Origin of the sequence: Luteibacter sp. 9133 (assembly GCF_000800155.1) — a bacterium.
GTDB lineage: Bacteria > Pseudomonadota > Gammaproteobacteria > Xanthomonadales > Rhodanobacteraceae > Luteibacter > Luteibacter mycovicinus.
Genome location: NZ_JUHO01000001.1, coordinates 3,892,202 through 3,910,435, shown reverse-complemented (window position 1 = coordinate 3,910,435; position 18,234 = coordinate 3,892,202). Strand labels below are relative to the sequence as shown.

The window sequence follows — 18,234 nt, the reverse complement described above, 5'->3', positions numbered from 1 at the left end:
TGTTTACGCCGGCGAGGGGGTCTTCGCCGGTGGGCGTGCAGGGAGGGGTCCCGGCGCCGCACTAGGGAGGTATCGGTAATGAATTCACGAACACTGGCACAGGCTCTGGGCCTGGTGCTGACGGGCATCTTCACCGTGGCGACAGCGGCGCAGGCCGCTGAAACGCCGCAGGTCACCGCGCCGCAGACCGTCATGGTCCAGGGCGTGCAGGTGGCCATCGATCCTTCGACCGGCCGCCTCCGCGAGCCCACCGCCGCCGAGCGCGCGGCGTTGTCGAAGGCCTTCCAGGTCAACGCGGGCAAGTCGGCATCGCTCAGCGCGCGACCGCGCACCGCCGCCGATGCGAAGTCGACGTTCCGTACGGTCAGCCTCGGTAATGGCGTTCACGCCAGGGCCGTGCGCGTTCCGCAGGAGCTGATGAGCAGCGTCGTCGCCGAGCGCCAGCCCGACGGCAGCGTATCGATCCACCATGACGACCACGGCGTACAGGCTGCGCCGAAGGCACCGGAGGTCACACGATGATTCGCCGCAGCCTTCTCTTCACCGCGCTCGCCGCCGCCGGACTGTTCACCGCCGTGAGCACCCAGGCCGCCGAGATCAAGATCGTCAATCAGGACGTCGGCACCGGCAAGGGTCTCGACGATCCGACCCCGGCCACACCGGTCGGCGGTAACCCCGGCACCACGGTCGGCAAGCAGGCGCTGAACGTCTACCAGTTCGCCGCGGATATCTGGGGCGCCGTACTGCAGAGCGACGTCACCATCTCCAACGGCGCGACGTTCGAGCCGCTCTCGTGCGATGCCACCTCGGGCGTGCTCGGATCGTCCGGCACGACGTACATCTTCTACTTCGACGACACCAGCACCTTGCCCGCAGGCGCGGTGCGCAACACGTGGTATCACTCCGCGCTGTTCGACGCGCTGACCCATGAAGACGGTGCGCCGGGCGAAGACGATATCCAGAGCCAGTTCAACGGTGCGCTGGGTTCCACGGGATGCCTCGAAGGATCGAAGTGGTACTTCGGTCTGGACGGCAAGACGCCCGCCGGTTCGATCAACTTCCTCAACGTCGTGCTGCACGAAATGGCGCACGGTCTCGGTTTCTCGGGCTTCAACAGCCTGACCACGGGGTCGCCGTATGTCGGTGACGATGGCGTGGCTCGTCCCGACATCTACTCCACCTTCGTCTACAACGACACGCAGCAGAAGAAGTGGTACGACCTCACCGCCGCGCAGCGCGTCACGGCCGCGCTGGACGACGGCAAGCTCGTCTTCACGGGGCCGACGGTGAAGGCCGAAGCACCGCTGGCGCTCGGTACGCCGGATGTCTTCCACGTCACCGCGCCGGCCGCCGCCGTGGGTGATTACACCTTCTCGCAGGCTTCGTTCGGTCCGCTGGCGACGGCCTCCAACTTCACGGGCAGCGTCGTCCAGGCAAGCCCCGCGGACGGCTGCACGGCCATCACCAACGGCTCGGCACTCGCCGGCAAGATCGCCCTGATCGACCGTGGCACCTGCGATTTCACCGTGAAAACGCTGAACGCACAGAGCGCGGGCGCCAAGGCGGTGCTCATCGCCAACAACCAGGCGGGCGCGATCACGCCGGGAGGCACCCCCGCCTCTCCGGTCACCATTCCGGTGATCGCGATCAGCCAGGCGGACGGCAGCAAGCTCAAGGCGAACCTGACCGGTCTCACCGGCGCGGTCGGCAAGGGCACGGGTCTGGCAGGTGCGGATGCGCAGGGTAACGTGCAGTTGTATGCACCGACGGTCCTCGCTCAGGGCTCGTCGTTCTCGCATTACGACACGCGCCTGACGCCGAACGCGATCATGGAATACGCGATCAACCAGGACCTCGTCGGACAGATCGACGTCGACCTCACGCCCGCGCTGTTCCAGGACATCGGCTGGGGTCTCAACCGCACCTCGCAGAAGCTGCTCACGTGCGACACGGGCATTCCGACCCTCGTCCCGGGCGGTGTGATCATCGGTGCGAACGTGATCTCCAACGCGAAGATCCTCGCCGGTGCGGCTGCCACGGTCGGCGACTATCGCTCCGCGGTGCACGCGTATGCGACGCAGCTGGCGACCGACGGCCTGGTCACGGCGGCGCAGGCGTCGAGCCTCAACGCCTGCCTGTCCGATACGCAGACGCAGGCGCAGTACGACGCCTGGGGTCCGCCGGCCGCGCCGCCCGCGATCGTGCTCTCCAACAACACCGCCCTGAACGGCCAGAAGGGCGCGGCCGGTGCCACGACCGCCTACCAGCTGACGGTGCCGGCCAACGCGAAGACGCTGACCCTGCGCACCTACGGTGGCTCGGGCGACGTGTCGATCTCGGTGACCGATCCGAAGGGTGTGGTCAAGGCGCAGCCGAACCGTCCGGGCAACAGCGAGCCGTTCACGGCCGCCAAGCCTGCGGCCGGTGTGTGGACGCTGACGGTGAAGGGGGAAGCGGCGTATTCGGGCGTGAGTGTCCTGGGTGCGTACACGCTGTGACGCGATGGAACAGATCCCGGTATGCCGGGATCTGTTTCCAGGGGATTGACGAATAGACGTATGGATGGCCGGACGACGACGCGTCGTCCGGCCTTATGGACACTTTGTCCGCCGCGGTCGCGACGGACAGGCGACGGGCAGCGCAAAGCGCGCCCGCGCATCGATCGCTCATGGCGGACATCTGGGAGGAAGGTTACATGAACACCATCTACAGCAAGGTCTGGAACAAATCGCTTGGCATCCTGGTCGTGGCATCGGAGCTGGCTCGGGCAAACGGCAAGGGCGGCGCCTCCCGACGCCTTCGCGCCGCCATGGCGGCACTGCCGCTGGCGGCCGGTGTGATGCTGGCGCTCGCAAGCGCGCCTGTGCAGGCGAAAGACAACGGCACGGTGTGCGGTGGCTTCCTCTTCGGTTTGCAGGGCAAGGCACCCACTGCCAAGGGTGATGGCGCCTTTGCATGCGGTCAGGCCGCGAAGGCGATGGGCGATTTCAGTATCGCCATCGGCACCGACGCGAAGGCGAGCGGCAATTCCAGTTCGGCGGTAGGCCAGGATGCGCAGGCGACGGGCGATTTCTCGTCGGCGATCGGCCAGGGGACGCGCGCCACGGGTGCGGACAGCACGGCGATCGGGCAGGGCGCGAATGCCGCCTCCGTATCGAGCACGGCGATCGGCCGCGGCGCACGCGCCATCGCGAAGAACGCGGTTGCGATCGGCAGCGACTCCATTGCCAACCGCGCCGATACCGTCTCGGTCGGCCGCGCCGGTGCCGAACGCCAGGTGGTCAATGTCGCGGCGGGCACGCAGGCGACGGACGCGGTGAACAAGGGTCAGCTCGACCAGGTGTCGACAACCGTGACCGGTGTATCGAAGCGCGTGGACACGTTGTCGAAGCGCGTCGATGGCGTGCAGGGCGATGTGACCGCACTGGCCGACAGCGTCAGCGACGCAGCGCACTACTACAAGGCCAACGGCGCCGGTGACGGCAGCGACGACGCGCAGGCGACCGGCGATTACGCGACGGCGTCGGGCTCCGGCGCCTTCGCTAACGGCACCGGTGCGAGCGCGACCGGTGCGGGCGCCGTCGCCAACGGACAGTTCGCGACGGCAACGGGCTACGGCTCGGTCGCCGCGGGACAGAACAGTTCCGCCTACGGTTCGGGTGCGCAGGCATCGGCCAACAGCGCCACGGCCATCGGCGGCCAGGCGCTCGACGCCGACGGCAAACCGCTGATCACCTATAACGCGACCGGTGAGGCGGTGGGTCCGGCAACGGCCTCGGGTCTCGCTTCCACGGCCATCGGTGCAAGTGCACAGGCGGAAGGTGAATTCGCCACCGCGCTGGGTACGGCCGCGTTCGCTCAGGGCGAGCAATCGACGGCGAGCGGATTCCTTGCCCAGGCGTCCGGCGCCGGTTCGACGGCGACCGGTTCGCAGGCCTTCGCCGATGGCGACCTCTCGGTCGCGAACGGCTACGGTTCGGCCGCATACAGCGCGGGCGCGACGGCCGTCGGCGGCGGTGCCAGCGCCTCCGGTGCGGGAAGCGTCGCGATCGGTCAGTACGCCGAAACGGGTTTTGGCCTGTTCGGTCTCGAAGCCGAGAATGCGGTAGCACTCGGTACCAACAGCTGGGCACTCGGCAACAACGCGACAGCGCTGGGCGCCAACGCGTGGGTGCTGGGCGAAAATTCCGTGGCGCTGGGTGCCGGTTCCACAGCGGATCGCGATAACACCGTCTCCGTCGGCGATGTCGGCAGCGAGCGCCAGATCGCCAACGTCGCGGCCGGTACCGAGGGTACCGACGCGGTGAACAAGGCACAGCTCGACACGTCCGTGAGTGACGCGACGCGCTACTTCAAGGCGACCGGCAATGGTGACGGGTCGGACGACGCGCTCGCCACAGGAAACTACGCGACCGCTTCCGGTGCCGGTGCGTTTGCCGGTGCTGACGGTGCCAGCGCCTTCGGTAGCGGAGCTGTAGCCACGGGTTCGAATGCCACGGCGACAGGCTACGGCAGCGTCGCCACGGGACAAAACAGCGCGGCCTACGGTGCGGGTTCGCAGGCGAATGGCCCGGGCAGTGTCGCCGTGGGTGGTGTGGCCGTGGACGAAGACGGCAATCCGTTGATCACCAACGCGGGTGTGCCGGTCGATACGGGTGCGACCAGCGCCGGTGTCGGTGGCACCGCGGTCGGTGCCAGTGCCCAGGCAAGTGGCTTCGCGGCCTCGTCGTTTGGCGTGGGTGCATATGCCAGTGGCGCGCAGGGTCTCGCCCTCGGCGCCGTGGCCAACGCCACCGGCGACTATTCCACGGCGGTCGGCACGCAGAGCGCGGCGACGGGCGCGAGCAGCGTCGCGGTGGGTGAAAGTGCGCAGGCCACGGGCGACGAGAGTGTCGCGGTCGGTGGCAGTACCTTCTTCGGCTTCATCCCGGCACAGGCGACGGGCACGGGCGCGGCGGCCTTCGGTGCCGGTGCCTGGGCTACGGCGGACTACGCGACGGCGCTGGGCTGGAACACGTACGCCGCCGCCGAAAGCAGCACGGCGGTCGGTGAAAGCGCGAGTGCGCAGGATCTCGGTTCCAGCGCACTCGGTGCGCAGTCGCTGGCCAGTGGTGTGCAGTCCACGGCGGTCGGTGCGGTGGCGACGACGACGGGCGACTTCGCATCCGCGATCGGTAGCGGAAGCTACGCGGCGGCGAACAACGCCACAGCCGTCGGTGGTCTCGCGTCGGCGACGGGCGAGAATTCGACCGCTACGGGCGCCAATGCGGAAGCATCCGGGACGGGTTCCACCGCGACCGGCGAGAGCAGCGCGGCGTTCGGCGATGAATCGCTTGCACACGGCCATGGAGCGATTGCCGACGGCACGGGTGCGTCGAGCGTCGGCTCGGGTAGTTTCGCCAGCGGCGACTACACGACGGCGGTCGGTCAGGGCGCGATCGCGCAGGGCAACGGATCGTCGGCCATCGGCAGCGGGGCGAGCACCAACGCGTCGTTCGCCACCGCCGGCGGCTATGGATCCGTTGCATCGGGTCAGAACAGCTCGGCCTACGGTTCCGGCGCGCAGGCCTCGGCGAACGGCGCGACAGCGATCGGTGCGCAAGCCCTCGATGCCGACGGCAATCCGTTGATTACCTACAACGCGACCGGCGAAGCCGTCGGTCCGGCAACGGCCTCCGGTCTCGCCGCCACCGCCGTTGGCGCCAGCGCGCAGGCCGAAGGTGCTTACGCGACGGCACTGGGCACGGCGGCATTCGCGCAGGGTGAGCAATCCACGGCCAGCGGCTTCCTCGCTCAGGCCTCTGGCGCAGGCTCGACCGCCACCGGTTCGCAGTCCTTTGCCGATGGCAGTCTCTCTGTAGCGAACGGTTATGGTTCGTCGGCGTACAGCGCCGGTGCGACGGCCGTCGGTGGCGGTGCCAGCGCATCGGGTGTCGGCAGTGTCGCGATCGGTCAGTACGCGGAAACCGGTTTCGGGCTGTTCGGGCTCGAGGCTGAGAATGCGATCGCGCTCGGCACGAATAGCTGGGCACTCGGCAACAACGCAACGGCCCTCGGCGCCAACGCATGGGCGTTGGGCGAGAACTCCATCGCACTGGGCGCAGGCTCAACGGCCGATCGCGATGATTCCGTGTCGGTGGGTGACGTCGGCAGCGAACGGCAGATCACGAACGTCGCGGCAGGTACCGAGGCGACGGACGCGGTGAACAAGGGACAGCTGGACGCGGTATCCAGTGCGACCAGCGATGCGAGCCATTACTTCAAGGCTAACGGCATCGGCGACGGATCGGATGATGCGCTGGCTTCGGGTAACTACGCGACCGCCGCGGGTTCCGGTGCATTCGCCGCGGCCGACGGTGCCAGTGCGTTCGGTAGCGGTGCGGTGGCGACGGGTACGAATGCCACGGCAACGGGCTACGGCAGCGTCGCCACCGGCCAGAACAGCGCGGCGTACGGTGCGGGCTCGCAGGCCAATGGTCCCGGAAGCGTCGCCGTCGGCGGCGTGGCGGTCGATGCCGATGGCAATCCGCTGATCACGAGCGGCGGTGTGCCTGTCGATACGGGCGCCACGAGCGCGGATGTCGGTGGAACGGCGGTCGGCGCCAGCGCGCAGGCCAGCGGCTTTGCCGCTTCGTCGCTGGGTGTCGGCGCGTACGCGAGCGGTGCTCAGGCCACGGCGCTTGGCGCGGTGGCCAACGCGACAGGCGATCTCTCCACGGCCGTCGGCACGCAAAGCGCGGCGAGTGGTGCCAGCAGCATCGCCGTCGGTGAAAGTGCGCAGGCCACGGGTGACGAGAGCGTCGCCGTCGGCGGAAGCACCTTCTTCGGCTTCATTCCGGCACAGGCCGCGGGCACGGGTGCCTCCGCCTTCGGTGCGGGCGCCTGGGCGACGGCGGACTACGCGACCGCGCTGGGCTGGAACAGCTGGGCGGATGGCGTGAGCAGCACGGCGATCGGCGAATCCGCCATCGCCGGTGCGGCGAATTCGGTCGCACTCGGTGCGAGCTCGTATTCCGACCGCGCGAACACCGTCTCGGTGGGCGATGTCGGCAGCGAGCGGCAGATCACCAACGTCGCCGCGGGTACCGAAGCGACGGACGCGGTGAACAAGGGTCAGCTGGATGCCGTGTCGAGCGCGACCAGCGATGCGAGCCATTACTTCCGCGCCAATGGTGCGGGCGATGGCAGCGACGATGCGCAGGCGGTCGGTGACTACGCCAGCGCGTCCGGCTCGGGCGCCTTCGCGGCCGGTACGGGAGCGACGGCGACCGGTGCGGGTGCGGTTGCCGCGAACGACTTCGCTACGGCCAGCGGGTATGGCAGCGTCGCCAGTGGCAAGAACGCCGCGGCGTTCGGTGCCGGCGCGCAGGCAACCGGCGCGGGAAGCGTCGCGGTGGGTGGCAATGCCATCGATGAAGACGGCAACGCGCTGATCTCCGATGCCAACGGTAATCCGGTCGATACCGGTGCGACGAGTGCCGGCGTCGGCGGTACCGCGGTCGGTGCGAGCTCGCAGGCGAGCGGTTTCGCCGCGACATCGGCCGGTGTCGGCGCTTACGCCAGCGGCGCGCAGTCGACGGCACTGGGTGCGGTCGCCAATGCCACCGGCGACTACTCGACGGCGGTCGGTACGTCGACCACGGCGTCGGGCGCGGGCTCGGTCGCCGTGGGTGGCCCGAGCAACCTGGCGGGCTTCGGCCTCATCTACACCGGTGCCACGGGTGACAGCGCGGCCGCTTTCGGTGCGGGGGCACAGGCGACGGCGGATTATGCGACGGCCCTCGGTGGTGTCGCGGCGGCGGAAGGTGTCGGGAGCACGGCACTCGGCTACTTCGCATATGCGCCGGGCGACAACGCGACGGCACTGGGCATCAACAGCTGGGCCTCGGGTGCGAGCAGCGTTTCCGTAGGTGACTTCTCCACGGCGCGCGGCGCAGGCAGTGTCGCCCTCGGCGCCAACAGCCTCGTCACGACGCCGGCCACCAACGCCGTCGCCATCGGCAACGGCGCGACGGCCACGACGGCCAACAGCGTGGCGCTCGGTTCCAGCGCCAATGCCGACCGCGCCAACACGGTGTCCGTGGGCGCGCGCGGCAGCGAGCGTCAGGTCACCAACGTCGCCGCGGGCACGCAGGGCACGGACGCGGCGAACGTCCAGCAGCTGACGGACCTTGCGGACAGCGTGAGCTCCGCGGCGCACTACGTGTCCGCCACGGGTGCCGGCGATGGCTCCGACGACGCCAGTGCGACGGGCGCCTACGCCACGGCCACCGGTGCGGGAAGCAGCGCCAGCGGCGATCTGTCGACGGCGCAGGGTGCGTTCGCCACGGCCAGCAAAACCTCGGCGACGGCGATCGGTGCCTCCGCCAACGCCGGTGCGGCCAGCGCCACGGCGATCGGTGACAGCGCTCGCGCCCTCGGGGTGAATTCCGTCGCCCTCGGTGCGGGATCGGTGGCAACCCGCGCGAACACCGTGTCGGTGGGCAGCGCGTCGGGCAACCGGCAGATCACCAACGTGGCGGCGGGTACGCAGACCACCGATGCGGTGAACCTGGGGCAGCTGAACACGGCACTCTCGAGCGCCTTCTCGGGCACCTCGAACGCAGCGGGTAACGCCGTGGCGATGGCACTCGGCGGCGGCGCGACGATGGGCGCGAGCGGATTCGTCGGCCCGGTCTACCGGGTGCAGGGAAGCTCGTACGGGACGGTCGGCGATGCGGTCGGTGCGCTGGACGGGGCGTTGTCGTCCCTCGATACGCGGGTCGGTCAGCTCGAGTCGAAGTCGGGTGGATCCACGATTCCGGGCGGGACGCCCGTGCGGCGCAATGCGGTGATATCGCCGACGGTGGTCGGCGCGTCCGCACCGGTCACGGCCGATGCCGTGGCTGCCGCGCCGGTGGCCGCCGCGCCGGTAGTTGCCGCCGCGCCCGCGCCCTCGGTCGCCGCCGCCGTCGTCGACGGCACCGGTAACGGCACCGCCATCGGCGCGGGTAGCTACGCCAAGGATCCTACCGATCTCGCGGTGGGTACCAATGCCAGCGTCGGCGCCGAGAACGGCACCGCCGTGGGTACGGGAGCCACCGTGACGGCGGCCGCGACGAACAGCGTGGCGCTGGGTGCGAATTCGGTCGCCGATCAGGCCAACACCGTATCGGTCGGCAGCGCGGGCGCGGAGCGTCGCGTGACGAACGTCGCGGCAGGAACCGCACCCACCGACGCCGCCAATCTCGGCCAGGTCGATCAGGCCGTTGCCACCGCCAAGTCGTACGCCGATCAGGGCGACGCGACGACGCTGAGCAGCGCCAAGGCCTACACCGACCAGAAGTTCGGCGATGTGGTCAGCGGCGGCGCCTTCGATGACTACAAGCGTACGGTGGACCGTCGCTTCAGCAACCTCAACGACCGCCTGAACAAGGTGGGCGCGATGGGCGCGGCGATGTCGCAGATGGCCTTCAGCACGCAGGGGGTCAGCGGTGACAACCGCATGGGTGTGGGCGTCGGCGGCTACAAGGGGCAGGGAGCCCTGTCAGTCGGCTACTCGCGCGCCCTGTCGCCCCGTGCCAGCCTGACCTTCGGAGCATCGATCAGCGGAGGCGAGTCGTCGGGTGGCGTGGGTGTAGGCGTGGGCTGGTAATTACGCCCGGCGGCGCCTACACGGCGCCGCCAAGTCCTTGAAAGCCGGCGGCAACGCCGGCTTTCGCTTGTTGAGCCCTGTCGCGAATCGGAGGTTTCCCGGTCGCCCCCGACACACGGTCTGTGCTACCAATAGCGGCCCGCGCGGTCAGGAACGACCGCCTGGCAAGACGTAACCTACGGACCGTGTGGAGTTGGCATGTCTGCGATGACCGAATATAAGGACATGCTCACCGGGGAACCCGGCGAAGCCCAGGTTTGCGCGCATCTGGTCGCGCACGGCCGCCTGAAGGACACCGATCTCGCGCGGGCGCGCCGCCTGCACGATGAGACCCCGGATGGCACGCTGACCTCGCTCATGGCGCGGCTTGGCCTGGTCTCCGAGCGCGATCTTGCCGATGCCTGGGCCGATCTGCTGCGGCTGGACCTGCTCGCCGCCAAGGATGCTCCCGAGCTGCCGCCGGCCGACGTCGAACTCTCCGTAAGATTTCTCAAGCAATATCATGTCGTGCCGGTGCGCGAGGGCGACGAAGGCCTCGGCCTGCTCGTGGCCGACCCCGCCGATCCCTACCCGCTGCAGGCGGTGCGCCTGGCGACGGGCCGTGAGGTCAGGTTGCGCGTGGGCCTGCGCTCGGAGATCGACGATCTGATCGAGCGTTATTACGGCCAGGGTCGTTCCGCCATGGGCAGCATCGTCGAAAGCCTCGACGGCACCGCGGCGGTCGAAGACGACGTCGAGCACCTGCGCGATCTCGCTTCCGAAGCGCCGGTCATCCGCCTGGTCAACCTGATTCTTCAGCGTGCGGTCGAGCAGCGCGCATCGGACGTGCACATCGAGCCGTTCGAGAACCGCCTGAAGGTGCGCTATCGCATCGATGGCGTGCTGCACGAGGTCGAAGCGCCGCCGTCCAGTTCGACGGCGGCTGTCATATCCCGTGTAAAGATCATGGCGCGGCTCAACATCGCCGAGCGTCGCCTGCCGCAGGATGGTCGTATTCAGCTCCGCGTACAGGGCAAGGAGCTCGACCTTCGCGTCTCCACCGTGCCGACCAGCTTCGGCGAGTCGGTGGTCATGCGTATCCTCGACCGCGAATCGGTCGTGTTCGATTTTGAATCGCTGGGCTTCACGGGGCATTTCCGCGACCGCTTCGTGGAGGTGCTCGACCGGCCGCATGGCATCCTGCTCGTCACCGGACCTACCGGTTCGGGCAAGACGACCACGCTGTACACCGCGCTGTCGCAGATCAATACGCCCGACGTGAAGATCATCACCGTCGAGGACCCGGTCGAATACCAGATCGAGGGTATCAACCAGATTCAGGTGAAACCGCAGATCGGACTGGACTTCACCGGTGCGCTGCGCTCGATCGTCCGTCAGGATCCGGACGTCATCATGATCGGCGAAATGCGCGATCTGGAAACCTGCCGGATCGCGATCCAGTCGGCGCTCACGGGCCATCTGGTGTTGTCGACGCTGCATACCAACAGCGCATCGGGTGGCATCACCCGCATGCTCGACATGGGCGTGGAGGATTACCTCCTGGGCTCCACCGTCAACGGCATCCTGGCCCAGCGTCTGGTTCGCCGGCTCGATCCCGAGACGGCCGTCCCGTACGAGGCCCTGCCCGAAGTCATCGAGCAGTTCGAGCTGCACAAATACACCGACGAGCGCCCCATCCGTCTGTGGAAGCCCGGCACCAGCACGGCCAATCCGACGGGCTATCGCGGACGTCGGGCGATCATGGAGTTCCTCATCATGAGCGATCCGCTGCGCCGCCTGGTCATGCAGCGCGCCGATGCCGGTGAGATCGAACGGCTGGCACGCGCCGAGGGCATGCGCACGATGTACGAGGACGGTCTCGCGAAGGCGGTGGCTGGGATCACCACGATCGAGGAAGTCCTGCGCGTGACGCAGGAATCCTAGGCCCACACCCATGAGCATGTTCCGTTACCGCGCGATCAGTGCCGCAGGCGAAGCCCTTACCGGTCGGATGGAGGCTTCTTCCGTCGCGGACGTGGTGGCGCGCCTCCAGGACCAGGGCCATACGCCGCTGGAGGCCGCGCCCGCGGACGGTGCCGCATCGGGCGGCGGGATCGCCGCGCTGTTTCGCAAGGGACCTTTCACGGGCGATCAGCTCGCGCAGTTCACGCATCAGCTCGCGACCTTGCTGGGCGCCGGACAGCCGCTGGACCGCGCGCTGGGTATCCTGCTCGACCTCCCCGAGGGCGATCGCGCGAAGAATCTGGTCGAGCGCGTGCGCGATCGTGTGCGCGGCGGCACGACCCTGTCCACGGCGCTGGATGAAGAGAACGGTGTCTTTCCACGTCTCTACGTGAGCCTGGTGCGTGCGGGCGAAGCCGGTGGCTCACTCGACGAAACGCTGCGGCGCCTGGCCGATTACCTCGAGCGTGCGCAGGCCTTGCGCGGCAGCATCATCAATGCCCTGATCTATCCGGCTTTCCTGATGGTCGGCGTGCTCGGCTCGCTCGTGCTGCTGCTCGCCTACGTGGTGCCGCAGTTCGTGCCGATCTTCGCCGACATGCAGGTCCCGATCCCGCTGATCACGCAGGTCGTGCTGGCGCTCGGCACGGTGATCAGCGACTGGTGGTGGGCCATCGTTCTGGTCATGGTCGTGCTCGGCGCCTTCCTGCGTCTGCGTTTGCGCGACCCCGATACGAAGCTCGCTTTCCACGGCCGTCTGTTGACCATGCGTGTCGCCGGCCCCTTGCTTCTGAAGGTCGAGACGGCACGCATCGCCCGTACGCTGGGTACCCTGCTCAAGAACGGCGTGCCCTTGTTGTCGTCGCTGGCGATCGCCCGTCAGGTCACCGGCAACCGCGCGCTCGACCAGGCACTCGAACAGGCCGCCGAGCGGGTCAAGGGTGGTGCGGGACTCGGCACTTCCCTCGCCCAGACCGAGCGCTTCCCGCGGCTGGCGCTGCAGATGATCCAGGTCGGCGAGGAAGCCGGCGCGCTCGACACCATGCTGCTCAAGGTCGCCGACACCTTCGACGTCGAGGCCAAGCGCGCCATCGACCGCCTGCTGGCGGCGCTGGTGCCGGCACTGACCATCGTCATGACCGTGATGGTCGCTTTCATCATGGCGGCAATCCTGCTGCCGTTGCTCAGTCTTACCAGCAACATCAACTGATCGAACCCGTTTCAAGGAGCTTGTCCCATGCGCGTGAACCGTACCCTCCGTCACAGCCACGCCCGCGGCTTCACGCTGCTGGAAATGCTCGCCGTGATCGTGCTGATCGGCATCATCGGTGCCATCGTGGTGACCCAGGTCGGCAAGAACGTCGATAAGGGCAAGTACGGTGCCGGCAAGGCCCAGGTGACCACGCTGGGCCAGAAGATCGAAAACTACGCCCTCGACAACGGCAGCCCGCCGCACAGCCTCGACGACCTCACCACCAAGCCGGCCGATGCACAAAACTGGCAAGGACCGTATGCCAAGGAATCCGATCTGAAGGATCCCTGGGGTCATCCGTTCGGCTATCGCTACCCGGGTGAGCACGGCAGCTTCGACCTCGTGTTCTATGGGCAGGACGGCAAGGCGGGCGGCGACGGCTACTCGGCCGACTACGGCAACTGGCAGTAATCCGGCAGGACGGACGGATTACTGCCATGCGCACGCGCGGATTCACGCTGTTCGAGATGCTGGCCGTGATCCTCCTGATCGGGATCGCGGCGGCGGCCGTCTCGATCCCGGTGACCCAGGGGCTTGCCAGCGCCCGAGTCAACGCGGCCAGCGGTGAACTCGCGGCGGCGCTGCGCTGGACGCGGGCGCAGTCGATCGTGAAAGGCGAAAGCCTGGCGCTCGAAGTCGACACATCGGCGGCCACCTATCGTGCGCCCGGCAAAGGCGATGTGCGGCTACCCAGGGACATGCGCGTGTCGATCACCAGCGCCCGCGAAGACCAGGCCAACGCGTCCACCGGGCGTATCCGCTTCTTTCCCGACGGCAGTTCCACCGGAGGTCGCATCACGCTCAAGCGTGGCGCACGCGAGTGGCACGTCAACGTCGCGTGGCTGACCGGCGCCATCCAGGTCGTGGACACGCGATGAAGCGCATCGCCCGACAGAATGGTTTCAGCCTGCTCGAAGTCATCGCCGCCATCGCCGTGCTTGCCATCGCCTTCGCGGCGCTGATGCAGGTGGCGGGCAGTTCGATGAGCCTGACGGCACGCGCCAACGAGCGAACCCAGGCCGCGCTGCGTGCCCGTTCGCTGCTCGACGGCGCGTTCGTCATGGACCCGATACGCGAGGGTGACAGCGAGGGCCGCATCGACGACACCTACCGCTGGCGGATGAACGTCAGCCGTTATCAGGTCCCAGGTGCCCGTCCGGTGCCGGATGGCGCCATGGCCGCGGCCGTGATCTATCGCATCGACCTCGACGTCATGTGGGGGCCGGAGGGTAGTGAGCGGCACGCGCGGTTCTCCACGCTGCGCATGGGCGGTTCGGGGCAGGAGGAACAGCCATGACGCGGCAGCGCGGCTTCAGCCTCATGGAAGTACTGGCGGCGCTCGCGCTGCTGACCATCGTCCTGCTCGGTGTGTATTCGGGCATCAGTACGGCGTCGCGCATCGTCCGCAGCGGTAGCGAAGCCATCCAGCGCATGGACGAGATCCGTTCCGCCCAGGGCTACCTGCGCACCGAGATCGCCCAGGCGCTGATCGTTCCCTTTGCTGAAACCGACGACGGCGATCCGATCGTCTTTTCCGGCGACGCGACGACGCTGCGCTTCGTCGCACCCATGCCGGGATACCTTTCACGACTCGGACCGCAACTGCAGGCCGTGTCGCTGGTGCGCGACGGCAACGATGGCTATCGTCTCGAAGTCGCGCTTTCGCTCCTGCCGCCCAACGGCGGTGAGCCCAGGCCGATCGGCGAACCCGAGGTGTTGCTTCGCGGCATTCGCAAAGGCGCCTTCAGTTACCGCGGCATGGACGACAAGAACCAGCCAGGTGACTGGCAGGAGAGCTGGGACGATACCCGGCGTACGCCTTCCCTTGTCCGTCTGGCGCTCGACGTCGGCGGCAACGTCGCCTTTCCCACACTGGTCGCGCCCATCCGTCTCGATCCGACGGCATCGCGCAACGGCTTTTCCCTGACGCGCGGAACGCGCGGGCCGGTGATCCGATGATGGACGTAAGGCAACGCGGCGTCGCGCTGCTCATCGTGCTGTGGGGCTGCACGCTCCTGGCCATCATGCTTGGCGGCTTTGCGGCGCTGGCCCGTACCGAGGGCTTGCAGGCCCGCTATCAGTTCGCTCAGACGCGCGCGCACTACGCGGCGGAGGCCGGTGTGATCCGGGCCATTCAGGCGCTGCAGTCCACGGACATCGATGCGCGGTGGGTGGCGGACGGTCGTCCTTACCTCTTCGAATTCGACGACGCGAAGGTCACCCTCACCATCGTCGACGAAGATGGGAAGGTCGATCTCAACGCGGCTTCCGATGACGTCCTGACAGGCTTGTTCAAAGCGGCGGGTGCGAACGACGACAAGGCGAGCCACCTCTCGGCGGCCATCCAGGACTGGCGCCGCGCGGGCGATGCGGCGCTGCCCAACGGCGCGAAGCAACCACAATATGAAGCGGCGGGCCTGGGCTACGGCCCTCGCAACGGGCCCTTCGCGACGGTGGAAGAGGGGCGCATGGTGCTCGGTATGGATGCGCAGCTCTGGGCGCAGGTCGCCCCGGTTCTGACCATCTGGTCGGGTCGCGAACGGCCCAACACCGAACACGCGCAGCCACTCGCTCTGGCGGCGATCCCCGGTCTCGGCAGCGCCGGTGCGACGGCGATCCTCTCGGCGCGAGGGCAGGCCACGGGTGCGGCCGCGGCGGGTGGCAACGGTGTCACGCACACGATACGTGCGCAGGCGATCCTTGACGACGGAACCAGGAGTTCCCTTACATCGACGATCCGACTGCGTGGGATAAGATCGGGAAATCAGCCCTACGCCGTACTGCGTTGGCGCGAAGGAGACGAGGAATGACCGCTTTGCAGGACGCCTCCCAGATGCAGATCGAGCGACTTCGCCGCGCCTGGCGAGGCAGCGCGCTGCCAGGGTTCCTGCGCTGGTGGGGTGGCGAGCTGTCGGCGCTGATGCCCGCGCGCTGGCGCGATACCTTCGCCGGTGGCGAACGCTGGTATGCGGTCGAACGACACGATGACGGCTGGTCGTTGCGTCGTGCCGGCGAGGGTTCCGCCGTGGCCGAGGCGGCCGACCTGGATACGACCGAGCATCGGACCGCCCTCCTGGCGAAGGCGCTGGCCGAAGCCGATCCCGCCGACCGGCGCGTTGCCCTCGTCCTGCCCGCGGCGCACGTCCTGCGCCGCCGCCTCGTCCTGCCGATCGCGGCGCGCGACAACCTGCGTCAGGTGGTCGGTTTCGATCTCGACAGGCAGACCCCTTTCCGGGCGGAGGAGATCCATTTCGGCGTGCGCGATCTCGGCGCGGCCGGCGCGGAGGGCCGCTTCGTGGCCGAGCTCGCCGCCACGCCTCGCAGCGCGCTGGATCCCCTGCTGGACGAACTCGCCGTGCTCGGCATCGCGCCGGACCGCGTCGATGTCGCGGACGGATACGATCTGGCCGGTGTCGATCTTCTCCCACCGGCACGCGCTCCGCGCCGCGTCGATCGCCGTGGCCGTCTCAATCTCTTTCTCGTCGCGGCCATCGCTCTGCTGACGCTCGGCGTCATGGCGATGTGGCTGCACAACCGTCATCTCTCGCTCGAGGCGATGCGTGCCGAAGTCGAAGGAATGGAAAGCGATGCGCGGCGGGTGAAGGCCTTGCGCCAGAAACTCACGGACAGCGCGGGTGCCTCGGGTTTCCTGGCCCGTCGCAAGATGGAGACGGCCGCGGTGCTTCCCGTGCTCGAGGAGCTCACCCAGCGCCTGCCGGATGACACCTGGCTCGAACGCTTTACGCTCAATGCCAGCGGTCAGCTGGGCTTCCAGGGTCAGAGTCCTCAGGCGGCGCGGCTCATCGATGCCCTCAAGGGCGCGCGCAGCATCGGCGACCCGAGTTTCCAGGGAACCATCCAGGCCGATCCCACCTCCGGCAAGGAGCGCTTCTACATGCAGGCGAAGGCACTGATTCCGAAACCGGAAACAGTCCCCGCCGTGGCTCACCCCGCGCGTGCAGGCAGCGCATCCGCGCCGGCCGGCGGCACAGCCGTCGCAGCGGCTTCGACCAGCGCGAAGGAGGCACCCCGTGCGCATGAAGCCCGCTGAATCCCGTGTCGCCGCCATCCTTCTCGCGATCGTGGTCCTGGCGATCGCGTATTTCCTTTTCATCCATTGGTGGTTCGTGGCGCCGCAGTCCGCCATGGCCGACGAAATGGACGACCTGCGTGACACGCAGAGGCGTTACGCGGCGGCCATCGCCGAGCGCCCGCAGCTCGAAAAGCGTCTGGCCTCGCTCGAGCAGGGACAGACGCACAGCGATGCCTTCCTGCCGGGCGACGACACCAACGCCGCCGCCGCCGGGTTGATGCAGCGCATCGTCGACGTCGCCGCGGCGCACAAGGAAGACGGTGCCTGCGACGTGGTCCAGAAAATGCCGGTTCCGAGTCAGGAAAAAGCGAGCGACCCCTACCGCAAGGTCACCGTGAACATCAGCCTTCGCTGCCAGATGCAGCCCATGACGGCCGTGATCCACGACATCGAAAACGCCACGCCGTATCTCTTCATCGAGGACTTCAGCATCTACCGCAACCCGGTCGCGGCACGCGCCGGAGGCGCGGCGCCCATGGAAGTTCAGTTCACCGTATCCGGTTACATCCATGCCGCCCGCACGGCAAAGGCGGCGACATGAATGCGGCCGGTCAGCGTCGTCTGACACCCGTGCTGGGTGGTGTCGTCATCGTCCTCCTGGGCGCACTTTGTGTCCTCGCGGCAGGCGTGGGTCGTGGCGTTCGCTGGGACGATCCCGCCGGCCCGCAGCCGCTGCCCGCGACCCGCCCGGTGGCGATGCCCACGCCCGTGCCGCTCGTACGGTTTGCCGAGGTCTGGCAGCGTCCTTTGTTCATGGCCGATCGCAAGCCGGTCGCGGCCGCGGGTGACGACGACAACGCCAGCAACATCGGCGACCTCGAACTCACGGGCATCATCGTGACGCCCGGCTTGCGCATGGCGCTGCTGCGCGACAAGGGCAAGGATGTCACCGTCCGCGTAAAAGAGGGCTCACCGCTGGCCGAAGGCCACTGGACGCTCGCGTCGCTCACGCCGCGCAGCGCCATATTCGACAACGGTGGCGAGCATCGCGAACTCACGCTCAAAGTGAGCGCGCCCGATGCGCTCGCCAAGGACGCCAGGCGACCCGGAAACGGCCCCGGTCAGCCGCCGCAGGCGACGCCGGTTCAGCCCTTGCCACCGGGGGCGATGCGTGTGGAACCATCCCAGTCGTCGGGCATGACCGGTCCGGCGCTTCCGCACCCGGTCGATGCCGGTGCACGACAGTCGCCGCCGCGACAGGATGACGACGCCTTGCAGCGTGCACGCATCGAAGCACTGAAGCAGGCGGTGCAGAAGCGCCGCATGGAACAGCAACAACAGCGCCAGCAGGCACAGGACTCGCAGTAGCGGGCG

13 protein-coding genes are annotated in these 18,234 nt (G+C 68.2%); all 13 read left to right on the top strand.

Annotated elements, in window-relative coordinates; all coding sequences use genetic code 11:
- The first annotated feature begins 78 nt into the window (after positions 1 to 78).
- Positions 79 to 522 (top strand): hypothetical protein, encoded by a 444-nt coding sequence (locus FA87_RS20050; protein WP_051943233.1) that lies wholly within the window; start codon positions 79 to 81, stop codon positions 520 to 522.
- The gene (locus FA87_RS17095; RefSeq protein WP_052191417.1) at positions 519 to 2,498 is read left to right on the top strand and encodes a PA domain-containing protein; all 1,980 of its coding nucleotides are present in this window, start codon (positions 519 to 521) and stop codon (positions 2,496 to 2,498) included. The genes FA87_RS20050 and FA87_RS17095 overlap by 4 nt, the downstream gene beginning before the upstream one ends.
- A gap of 197 nt (positions 2,499 to 2,695) precedes the next feature.
- Entirely contained in the window at positions 2,696 to 9,634 is a 6,939-nt protein-coding gene (locus tag FA87_RS17090) for an ESPR-type extended signal peptide-containing protein (RefSeq protein WP_043698395.1), read from the top strand.
- A 207-nt stretch (positions 9,635 to 9,841) separates the two neighbouring features.
- Positions 9,842 to 11,557 carry a type II secretion system ATPase GspE gene (gspE, locus tag FA87_RS17085; protein WP_239709181.1) on the top strand — a complete coding sequence of 572 codons (1,716 nt, stop codon included), beginning with the start codon at positions 9,842 to 9,844 and terminating at the stop codon, positions 11,555 to 11,557.
- Positions 11,558 to 11,567: 10 nt separating this feature from the next.
- On the top strand, positions 11,568 to 12,785 hold the full coding sequence (gspF, locus tag FA87_RS17080) for a type II secretion system inner membrane protein GspF (RefSeq protein WP_036109846.1): 1,218 nt from the start codon (positions 11,568 to 11,570) through the stop codon (positions 12,783 to 12,785).
- A 27-nt stretch (positions 12,786 to 12,812) separates the two neighbouring features.
- Positions 12,813 to 13,238, top strand: a complete 426-nt coding sequence (gspG, locus tag FA87_RS17075) for a type II secretion system major pseudopilin GspG (protein WP_081907331.1) — start codon at positions 12,813 to 12,815, stop codon at positions 13,236 to 13,238.
- A 26-nt stretch (positions 13,239 to 13,264) separates the two neighbouring features.
- Positions 13,265 to 13,705, top strand: a complete 441-nt coding sequence (locus FA87_RS17070; RefSeq protein ID WP_043696239.1) for a GspH/FimT family pseudopilin — start codon at positions 13,265 to 13,267, stop codon at positions 13,703 to 13,705.
- Positions 13,702 to 14,124, top strand: coding sequence for a prepilin-type N-terminal cleavage/methylation domain-containing protein (locus tag FA87_RS17065; RefSeq protein WP_043696237.1), 423 nt, complete (start codon positions 13,702 to 13,704; stop codon positions 14,122 to 14,124). Before FA87_RS17070 ends, FA87_RS17065 begins: the two co-directional genes overlap by 4 nt.
- Positions 14,121 to 14,786 carry a prepilin-type N-terminal cleavage/methylation domain-containing protein gene (locus tag FA87_RS17060; RefSeq protein WP_036109853.1) on the top strand — a complete coding sequence of 222 codons (666 nt, stop codon included), beginning with the start codon at positions 14,121 to 14,123 and terminating at the stop codon, positions 14,784 to 14,786. Before FA87_RS17065 ends, FA87_RS17060 begins: the two co-directional genes overlap by 4 nt.
- Positions 14,783 to 15,637, top strand: coding sequence for a type II secretion system protein GspK (locus tag FA87_RS17055; RefSeq protein WP_156128586.1), 855 nt, complete (start codon positions 14,783 to 14,785; stop codon positions 15,635 to 15,637). The genes FA87_RS17060 and FA87_RS17055 overlap by 4 nt, the downstream gene beginning before the upstream one ends.
- Positions 15,634 to 16,878, top strand: coding sequence for a PilN domain-containing protein (locus FA87_RS17050; protein WP_052191415.1), 1,245 nt, complete (start codon positions 15,634 to 15,636; stop codon positions 16,876 to 16,878). Before FA87_RS17055 ends, FA87_RS17050 begins: the two co-directional genes overlap by 4 nt.
- Complete coding sequence (gene gspM / locus FA87_RS17045; RefSeq protein ID WP_036117026.1) at positions 16,865 to 17,461, top strand: type II secretion system protein GspM; 597 nt, start codon at positions 16,865 to 16,867, stop codon at positions 17,459 to 17,461. Before FA87_RS17050 ends, gspM begins: the two co-directional genes overlap by 14 nt.
- Complete coding sequence (locus FA87_RS20045) at positions 17,458 to 18,228, top strand: hypothetical protein (protein ID WP_052191414.1); 771 nt, start codon at positions 17,458 to 17,460, stop codon at positions 18,226 to 18,228. The genes gspM and FA87_RS20045 overlap by 4 nt, the downstream gene beginning before the upstream one ends.
- Positions 18,229 to 18,234 lie beyond the last annotated feature (6 nt).

Excerpts from the sequence above, each read along its gene's own strand:
- FA87_RS20050 (WP_051943233.1), top strand. The coding sequence starts at position 79 with ATGAATTCACGAACACTGGCACAGGCTCTGGGCCTGGTGCTGACGGGC.
- FA87_RS17095 (WP_052191417.1), top strand. The coding sequence starts at position 519 with ATGATTCGCCGCAGCCTTCTCTTCACCGCGCTCGCCGCCGCCGGACTG.
- FA87_RS17090 (WP_043698395.1), top strand. The coding sequence starts at position 2,696 with ATGAACACCATCTACAGCAAGGTCTGGAACAAATCGCTTGGCATCCTG.
- gspE (WP_239709181.1), top strand. The coding sequence starts at position 9,842 with ATGACCGAATATAAGGACATGCTCACCGGGGAACCCGGCGAAGCCCAG.
- gspF (WP_036109846.1), top strand. The coding sequence starts at position 11,568 with ATGAGCATGTTCCGTTACCGCGCGATCAGTGCCGCAGGCGAAGCCCTT.
- gspG (WP_081907331.1), top strand. The coding sequence starts at position 12,813 with ATGCGCGTGAACCGTACCCTCCGTCACAGCCACGCCCGCGGCTTCACG.
- FA87_RS17070 (WP_043696239.1), top strand. The coding sequence starts at position 13,265 with ATGCGCACGCGCGGATTCACGCTGTTCGAGATGCTGGCCGTGATCCTC.
- FA87_RS17065 (WP_043696237.1), top strand. The coding sequence starts at position 13,702 with ATGAAGCGCATCGCCCGACAGAATGGTTTCAGCCTGCTCGAAGTCATC.
- FA87_RS17060 (WP_036109853.1), top strand. The coding sequence starts at position 14,121 with ATGACGCGGCAGCGCGGCTTCAGCCTCATGGAAGTACTGGCGGCGCTC.
- FA87_RS17055 (WP_156128586.1), top strand. The coding sequence starts at position 14,783 with ATGATGGACGTAAGGCAACGCGGCGTCGCGCTGCTCATCGTGCTGTGG.
- FA87_RS17050 (WP_052191415.1), top strand. The coding sequence starts at position 15,634 with ATGACCGCTTTGCAGGACGCCTCCCAGATGCAGATCGAGCGACTTCGC.
- gspM (WP_036117026.1), top strand. The coding sequence starts at position 16,865 with ATGAAGCCCGCTGAATCCCGTGTCGCCGCCATCCTTCTCGCGATCGTG.
- FA87_RS20045 (WP_052191414.1), top strand. The coding sequence starts at position 17,458 with ATGAATGCGGCCGGTCAGCGTCGTCTGACACCCGTGCTGGGTGGTGTC.